A 7,515-nucleotide genomic window follows, 5' to 3' on the forward strand; every position below is an offset into this window, starting at 1 on the left:
CTGCCCGTTCCGTGCCGACCCGCCGGTCGGCACGGAACGGGCAGCTGCTGAAGTGCCGGCATTCGGGTGCGGGTCGTCGGGCGAAGGTTCCGGGCTTTGGAGATCCGGTTCCGCTTTTCCTGCCGCAAGCGGCCCGGAGAACGCGGAAGGAGCGATTGTCCCATGAGATCGTCCAGTGTGCTTGAAATCATCGCCTTTCGTCTGGGTGGACGCGATTTCTGCATCCGCACCACCAGCGTGCGCGAAATTCGCGGCTGGGCACCGTCCATGCCGGTTCCGAATGCGCCATACTACATGCTGGGCGTGATGAACCTGCGCGGCACCGTCATTCCCACCATCGACCTTGCGATGCGTCTCGGCATGGCGCCGGCGGAGCGCAGTGATCGCAGTGCCATCATCGTGGTGGAGGCCGGCGAAATGGTGCTCGGACTGCTGGTGGATCATGTGACCGACATGCTTTCGATCCCGGAGGATGAGGTGCAGCCCGCGCCGGCGGTCTTTTCCTCCTTCGACAGCCGTTACTGTGACGGCATCATCATCCACGCCAGCGGCATGATCTGTTTCGTCAACGTGCAGCGGCTGTTCGAAGGTGATGTCATTCCGCAGGCGGCCTGAGTTCAGCGCCGGCACGCGGGCTGCCCCGGTCGGGCAGGGTCCATCCGAGACAGACCGGCGCCGCCAGGATGGCGGCAGAGATGATCCTGTTCCCCAAAACCTTCCGTCGATGAGGATTCCATGCGCATCCTGACTGTCCTTGCCCTTCTCCTGACCACGGCAACCTCCGCCTGGTCGCTCGACAAGCCCACCGGCCCGGTGGTTCTGACGGTGCGTGGCGCCGTCAGCAATGCCAATGCCGGCAATACCGCGCAGTTCGACATGGCGATGCTCGACAAGTTGACCGGCCGCACCGGCCGGATGAAGACGCCCTGGACTGAAGGCGAGACCGAGTTCAAGGGGCCGCTGCTGCGCGCCGTGCTCGAGGCCGCCGGCGCCAAGGGCAATGTGCTGCTGGTGCGGGCGCTGAACGATTATTTTGCGACCGTGCCGATGGAGGATGCGACCGCGCATGACACGATGCTCGCCACCCGCGCCAACGGCAAGCTCTTGTCGGTGCGCGACAAGGGGCCGCTCTTCCTGATCTATCCCTTCGATCTGGAGCCTGCGCTTTATAACGAGAAGTTCTTCTCGCGCTCCGTCTGGCAGATCAAGGAGATCGAGGTCCAGCCGTGAATCCAGCCACTCCCTTCAGCGGTGACGTGATTCGCAAGGCCAGCCGCATCACGGTGGTGCTGCAGGTGCTCGCCGTTGCGCTTCTGGCGATCCTTGTGTCCGTCTACATGGACATTGCCAACCGCCAGCGTGCCATGCGCGATTCCGTGCGCGAAAACGCCATGTGGTCCGTCTATCAGCTGAACCGGGAGGCGCAGGATCTGCACCAGACTCTTGAACTGATGCTCGCCAGGGAGGACCTTGGCGGGCAGCGCCTGCAGGATCTGGCCCTTCGCTATGACATCGTCTATTCGCGCATCGATACGCTGCGGAAGGCACAGTTCGAGGAAAGCTTTGCCGCGGATGCGGAAGTGGGCAAGCACCTGCGCGTCATCCAGCAGATCTGCGAGACGAGCCAGCCCCTGTTCGATGCCGTCATGGCGGGCACCGCCGTCAAGCGCGAGGATCTGCTGCGGCTGGAAGGGGATCTCGATGTCCTGTCTCAGGCCAGCAGCGATCTCCTGATCTACACCAATACCTTTGTCAGTACCGAGCGGGCCCAGAGCCGCGTCGAGATCGAGGCGCTGCAGCGCAAGGCCATGACCCTGATCGGCCTGCTGGTCGTGTCCGTCGCCGTGCTGATCATCACGCTGCAGCGGCAGTTGCGCAACGTGCAGGCCGCAGGGGTAAGCCTTGAGGCGATGGCCGAGGAACTCAGCATATCCTACCAGGCCGCCGAAGCCGGCAACCGCGCCAAATCCCAGTTCATGGCCACCATGGGTCACGAGATCCGCACGCCGCTGAATGCCATCCTCGGCATGGTGGAACTGCTCGAACTGACCCGGCTTTCGGCGGAAGCCGCAGCGCATGTGCGCACGATCCGCGGTTCCGGCGAAGCGTTGCTCGATATCATCAACGAGATCCTCGACTACGCCAAGATCGAACACGGCAAGCTGGAACTTGAACGCCGCGCCGTCGATCTGCAGCAGCTTGCCGAAACCAGTGTCGACATGATGCGCGGCCGTGCGGCCGAATCCCGCAATCTCGTGACGCTCGATCTGCCCGAACACTGGCGCACCCGCTTCGTGCTGTCCGATCCCACCCGTCTGCGGCAGGTGATCCTCAACCTGATGAGCAATGCCGTGAAATTCACCCAGGACGGCATGGTGACGCTGCGCATGCAGCAGACGCTGCGCAAGGGTGCGCTCTGGCTGCGCGTCGAAGTCGAAGACACCGGCATCGGCATTGACGAGGCCGGTCGCGCCAAGCTGTTTCGACCCTTCTCGCAGGTGGATGCCAGCATCAGCCGCCGCTATGGCGGCACCGGGCTGGGACTGACCATCTGCAAGGAAATCATCGACCGTTTCGGCGGAACGATGGGCGTGGAGAGTGTGCCCGGCGAGGGCAGCATCTTCTGGTTCGAACTGCCGGTGGAGCGCACCGAGGCGCCGGCGGCAGGTGGCGCCGTGCAGGCCGAGGCAACACTTGCACCCGCGCCGCGCCTGCGCATCCTCGTGGTCGAGGACAACAAGGTGAACCAGCAGGTCATTCTCGGTTATCTCCGCCATCTCGGGCAGGAGGCCGTTGTGGCCGAGAACGGTCTGCTCGGTGTCGAGCGTGCCCGCGCCGAAGCCTTCGATCTCATTCTCATGGACATGCAGATGCCGGTGATGGATGGCATCGAGGCGGCGCGGCAGATCCGCAGCACGCCGGGACCGTCCTGCACGACACCAATCGTCGCACTCACGGCCAATGCCTCGGAAGATGATCGCCGTACCTGCCTCGCGGTTGGCATGTCCGGCTTCCAGGCCAAGCCTATCGGTATTGCCGTCCTGCACCGGCTGATCCTCGATATCGACCGGCAGCGGCCCAAGCTGCCAACGATCACGCCGATGCCAAAGTCCGCGGTACCGTCGGCGCCATCAGAGCCGACCATCACTGCCGACGTGCAGCCGGATGAGCCCGCGATTGGTCCCGGCGGGGAAAGTGGTGCCGCGCCGATGGCGGCCGATGACACCCCCGCGTCGATGGAGATCGCGACCTCCATCCAGGCCGAGCGCCGCCAGGAGATCGTGGATATTCTTGGCGAGGACGGTTTCCAGGAACTGCTGGATGCTTTCTTCGAGGATGCTGCCGAGATCCTGAGGGGGCTCGGCGAGTGCATGCAGTCCGGCGACCGGTCACAGCTTGATCCGCTGCTGCACAGTCTGAAGGGCTCTGCCTCCAATGTGGGGCTGGTCGACATCTCCGCGCTCGCACAGGCCCTGCGCCATCGCGAGCCGGAGACCAATGAAATCGAAAAACTGACGCGGCTGGTCAAGGCCGCGCAGGATTCCCTTGCCGCCTAAGGAGTGATGACCATGAAAATTCTCGTCGTCGATGACAACAAGACGAACCTCATCCTGCTGAAGAAGCTTGCCGGCACCGTGTCCGGCTGCACAGGCATCGGATTTTCCTCGCCGGAGGAGGTGCTGAGCGCCATGCCGGAGCTGGATTTCGACATTGGTGTCATCGATTTCCAGATGCCCGTCTATAACGGTGTCGACCTCCTGGTGGAGATCCGCCGCTTCGACAAGTATCGCGACAAGCCCTTCGTCGTCGTCACCGCCGATGGCGATACCGCGACCCGCATGACCGCCTTGAACGCCGGCGCCATCGACTTTCTGACCAAGCCGGTCAATCCGATGGAATTCCAGGCGCGCATCCGCAATCTTGTGGCGCTGATGGAGGCCCGCAACCAACTGGCCGCCAAGGCGGAATGGATCAAGCGCGAAGTTGCCAAGGCCGTGGATGAGTTGCGGGAGCGCGAGCAGGAGATCATCTACCGCCTGACGCTGGCTGCCACCTACAAGGATACCGACACCGCACTCCACACCCTGCGCGTTGGCGCCTATTCCGAGGCGATCGCCCGCGCCTATGGGCTGCCCGCGGAAATCTGCAGCGACATCCGCATTGCCGCGCCCATGCATGACATCGGCAAGGTCGGGATTCCCGATGCCATGCTCCTGAAGCGCTATACCTATGTGGATGCGGAGGCGACGCAGGTGCGCAGCTATTCCTCTGTCGGCGGGCATATCCTGGGACAGTCGCGCTCCAGCCTGCTGCAGCTCGCAGCGGAAATCGCCAGCGCGCATCACGAGCGCTGGGACGGGCAGGGTTATCCGAATCGCCTCTCGGGCGAGGATGTGCCGCTGGCAGGTCGAATCGTTGCGATTGCCGACAGCTTCGACGGCATGACGCGCGCGCGTCCCTACAAGGAGGCCTGGAGCCTCGATCGTGCCATCCAGCACATCAAGGACCGTGCCGGCAGCCAGTTCGATCCGGCTTGCGTCGAGGCCTTTGTCGCGGCACTGCCCGAGATCCGCAAGATCATGGCCGTGACGCCGGTGGGATCGGCGGGAGAAATGGCGCAGGCTGGCTGAGTTTTCCGTCTTTACCTTATGAAATGCAGCGACTGCTTGTACGCTGGAACCTTTTTCGCCTGCATGCGTTGTAGCGGCTCTAGGGGTAGAGAGGGGCCATGCCATTCAAGATTCTGGTCGTCGAGGATCAGCTGCTCATTGCGTTGCACATCGAGGATGCGGTGATCGCACTTGGCCATGAGGTGGCCGGTATCGCCGCCAATCGTGCCGACGCGATGCGCCTTGCCGATTGCTGCGACATTGCATTGGTGGATGTTCAGTTGCAGGACGGTCCGACCGGGCCGGCGATTGGCCGGCGTCTTGCCGAAACCGGCAAGACGGTGGTGTTCATGACCGCCAATCCGGAAGCACTGGACGATGATATTCCCGGCGCTCTCGGCGTGATTTCAAAGCCGCTGTTCGATCTGGAGCTGATCGGTTCAATCCAGTATGCGGCCGCGGTTCATGCGGGCCAAGACGCGCTTGCGCCGGAGCGGATGCGCCGCTTTTCCCGCGGAGCACCTTGACCGGATCCCTTGACCGGATCCAGTGCGGTCACGACAGAATGCGGGCTCAAACCGCCGTGTTACGCAGATGCTGCCGGGTCGCATAGAGGGCAATCGCCGCGGCGTTCGACACGTTGAGCGATTTGATCGCGCCCGGCATGTCGAGGCGTGCCAGCGCACTCACCGTCTCTCGTGTCTTCTGCCGCAATCCCTTGCCTTCCGATCCAAGCACGAGCGCAACCCGTTCGCCGGAGAACGTGCCTTCGATCGGGGCAGGGCCTTCCGAATCGAGACCGATCGTCTGGAAGCCGAGGCGGTGGAGTTCGCCGAGCGCATCGGCCAGATTCGTCACCTGGATATAGGGGATGAGTTCCAGCGCACCGGAGGCGGATTTGGCGAGCACGCCGGATTCCGTCGGGCTGTGACGCTGGGTGGTGATGATCGCGCCTGCATCGAAGGCGACGGCCGAGCGCATGATCGCGCCGACATTGTGCGGATCGGTCACCTGATCCAGCACCAGCAGCAGCCGGCTGTCCTTCAGCGCATCCAGGCGGCGCACCGGCAGCGGCCGGGTTTCCAGCATCACGCCCTGATGGATGGCCTCGGGGCCGAGCACACGATCGATCTCCTGGGGCGAGACGATCTCCACAGGAAAGGGCAGGGCCTCCGTGTGGCCGATCTCCAGCCTTGCCAGTGCGTTCTGCGTGACGGAGAGCTTGATCAGCTTGCGCTGGGGATTCTCGATCGCGGCACGCACGGTGTGCAGGCCATAGAGAAATACCTGTTCCGGCGCCAGTTGCGGCGGCGTCCAGTCGGCATTGCTGCGCCGCTTCTTCTGCTGCGGTGTGGGGATTTCCCCGCGTTCGCGCTTGGCATCGCGCACCTGGCGGCGCAGCGTCGCATAATGCGTGTCGCGGGCGGATTTGTCTTTGTTATCATTCTTGCTCATGCGCGCCTTATATAGGCTGGCGCATTTCCGGCATAGTCCCGGCTTCCTCCACAGGCTCTCCGCCGCGATTAAATTTTTCTGTCATTTTTCGTTTCGAGCCGTGTTGACAGCAGCCGAACTGGCAGTCATATACGCCGCCGTGACTGCGGCGAACGAAACTGCAGACGCAGACAAGACGAGCTTGGTCTTCGGTCCAGACGGAATACTGGAGGGATGCCCGAGTGGTTAAAGGGGACGGACTGTAAATCCGTTGGCTCAGCCTACGTTGGTTCAAATCCAACTCCCTCCACCATTCCGATCTTCGACCGACAAGCCGCCCCGCGGGTATAGCTCAATGGTAGAGCAGCAGCCTTCCAAGCTGAATACGCGGGTTCGATTCCCGCTACCCGCTCCAGACATCATGTAGCGCCGACGTTTTTCGCTGCTGCCGGGCCGTCATGGCCGTGCTGCCCCTTGTGCTGGGCGCTGCCGCAATTATGTCTTGCGCATCGAACGGGAAAGCCTTAAACGGCGACACCAATCCGCACCCGCGGGTCCACCTTTCTTTACGATCACAGGAAGCATCAATGGCAAAGAGCAAGTTTGAGCGTACCAAGCCGCATGTGAACATCGGCACGATTGGCCACGTTGACCATGGCAAGACGTCTCTGACGGCAGCGATCACGAAGTACTTCGGTGAGTTCAAGGCGTATGACCAGATCGACGCCGCACCGGAAGAAAAGGCCCGTGGTATCACGATCTCGACGGCTCACGTCGAGTACGAGACGGCCAACCGTCACTACGCGCACGTCGACTGCCCCGGCCACGCCGACTACGTAAAGAACATGATCACGGGTGCCGCACAGATGGACGGCGCGATCCTGGTGTGCTCGGCCGCAGACGGCCCGATGCCGCAGACGCGCGAACACATCCTGCTGGCCCGCCAGGTTGGCGTTCCGGCTCTGGTGGTGTTCCTGAACAAGGTCGACCAGGTTGACGACGCCGAGCTTCTGGAACTCGTTGAACTGGAAGTTCGCGAACTTCTGTCGTCCTACGACTTCCCGGGCGACGATGTTCCGGTCGTCAAGGGTTCGGCTCTGGCGGCTCTGGAAGATAGCAACAAGACGATCGGCGAAGACGCCGTTCGCGAGCTGATGGCCCAGGTTGACGCCTACATCCCGACGCCTGAGCGTCCGATCGACCAGCCGTTCCTGATGCCGATCGAAGACGTATTCTCGATCTCGGGTCGTGGTACGGTTGTGACGGGTCGCGTCGAGCGCGGCATCATCAAGGTTGGCGAAGAAGTCGAGATCGTCGGCATCCGCGCCACCTCCAAGACGACCGTGACCGGCGTTGAAATGTTCCGCAAGCTGCTCGACCAGGGCCAGGCTGGCGACAACATCGGCGCGCTGATCCGCGGCGTGAACCGTGACGGCGTCGAGCGCGGCCAGATTCTGTGCAAGCCGGGCAC

7 protein-coding genes and 2 tRNA genes are annotated in these 7,515 nt (G+C 62.8%); 8 read left to right on the forward strand and 1 reads right to left on the reverse strand.

From position 1 onward, the window contains the following. The first annotated feature begins 162 nt into the window (after positions 1-162). The 5 genes from FNA46_RS18595 to FNA46_RS18615 all read left to right on the forward strand — a co-directional run bounded on the left by FNA46_RS18595 (position 163) and on the right by FNA46_RS18615 (position 5,137). Positions 163-615 (forward strand): chemotaxis protein CheW, encoded by a 453-nt coding sequence (locus FNA46_RS18595; protein ID WP_143126709.1) that lies wholly within the window; start codon positions 163-165, stop codon positions 613-615. A gap of 120 nt (positions 616-735) precedes the next feature. Beyond that, entirely contained in the window at positions 736-1,230 is a 495-nt protein-coding gene (locus FNA46_RS18600; RefSeq protein ID WP_143126710.1) for a putative pterin-binding protein, read from the forward strand. Next, on the forward strand, positions 1,227-3,557 hold the full coding sequence (locus FNA46_RS18605; protein ID WP_246103203.1) for an ATP-binding protein: 2,331 nt from the start codon (positions 1,227-1,229) through the stop codon (positions 3,555-3,557). The genes FNA46_RS18600 and FNA46_RS18605 overlap by 4 nt, the downstream gene beginning before the upstream one ends. 12 nt (positions 3,558-3,569) lie before the next feature. Further along, on the forward strand, positions 3,570-4,631 hold the full coding sequence (locus FNA46_RS18610) for a response regulator (protein WP_143126711.1): 1,062 nt from the start codon (positions 3,570-3,572) through the stop codon (positions 4,629-4,631). A 98-nt stretch (positions 4,632-4,729) separates the two neighbouring features. Continuing rightward, complete coding sequence (locus FNA46_RS18615) at positions 4,730-5,137, forward strand: response regulator (protein ID WP_143126712.1); 408 nt, start codon at positions 4,730-4,732, stop codon at positions 5,135-5,137. A 46-nt stretch (positions 5,138-5,183) separates the two neighbouring features. Here FNA46_RS18615 and FNA46_RS18620 read toward each other — a convergent pair whose 3' ends face one another. After that, on the reverse strand, positions 5,184-6,065 hold the full coding sequence (locus tag FNA46_RS18620) for a TrmH family RNA methyltransferase (RefSeq protein ID WP_143126713.1): 882 nt from the start codon (positions 6,063-6,065) through the stop codon (positions 5,184-5,186). A gap of 207 nt (positions 6,066-6,272) precedes the next feature. Here FNA46_RS18620 and FNA46_RS18625 point away from each other — a divergent pair. From FNA46_RS18625 to tuf, 3 genes are all read left to right on the forward strand, one after another. Continuing rightward, positions 6,273-6,357 (forward strand) — tRNA-Tyr (locus FNA46_RS18625). Between the two features lie 28 nt (positions 6,358-6,385). Beyond that, positions 6,386-6,459: transfer RNA gene (locus FNA46_RS18630), tRNA-Gly, on the forward strand. Between the two features lie 172 nt (positions 6,460-6,631). Then, on the forward strand, positions 6,632-7,515 hold an 884-nt coding region (tuf, locus tag FNA46_RS18635), incomplete at its 3' end, for an elongation factor Tu (protein ID WP_143126714.1).

This window comes from Affinirhizobium straminoryzae (genome assembly GCF_007004135.1).
In the GTDB taxonomy this organism is placed as follows: Bacteria; Pseudomonadota; Alphaproteobacteria; order Rhizobiales; family Rhizobiaceae; genus Neorhizobium; species Neorhizobium straminoryzae.

What these genes read in the sequence shown, in the direction of transcription:
- FNA46_RS18620 (WP_143126713.1), bottom strand. Translation starts at nt 6,065, where the DNA reads ATGAGCAAGAATGATAACAAAGACAAATCCGCCCGCGACACGCATTAT.
- FNA46_RS18610 (WP_143126711.1), top strand. Translation starts at nt 3,570, where the DNA reads ATGAAAATTCTCGTCGTCGATGACAACAAGACGAACCTCATCCTGCTG.
- FNA46_RS18615 (WP_143126712.1), top strand. Translation starts at nt 4,730, where the DNA reads ATGCCATTCAAGATTCTGGTCGTCGAGGATCAGCTGCTCATTGCGTTG.
- FNA46_RS18600 (WP_143126710.1), top strand. Translation starts at nt 736, where the DNA reads ATGCGCATCCTGACTGTCCTTGCCCTTCTCCTGACCACGGCAACCTCC.
- FNA46_RS18595 (WP_143126709.1), top strand. Translation starts at nt 163, where the DNA reads ATGAGATCGTCCAGTGTGCTTGAAATCATCGCCTTTCGTCTGGGTGGA.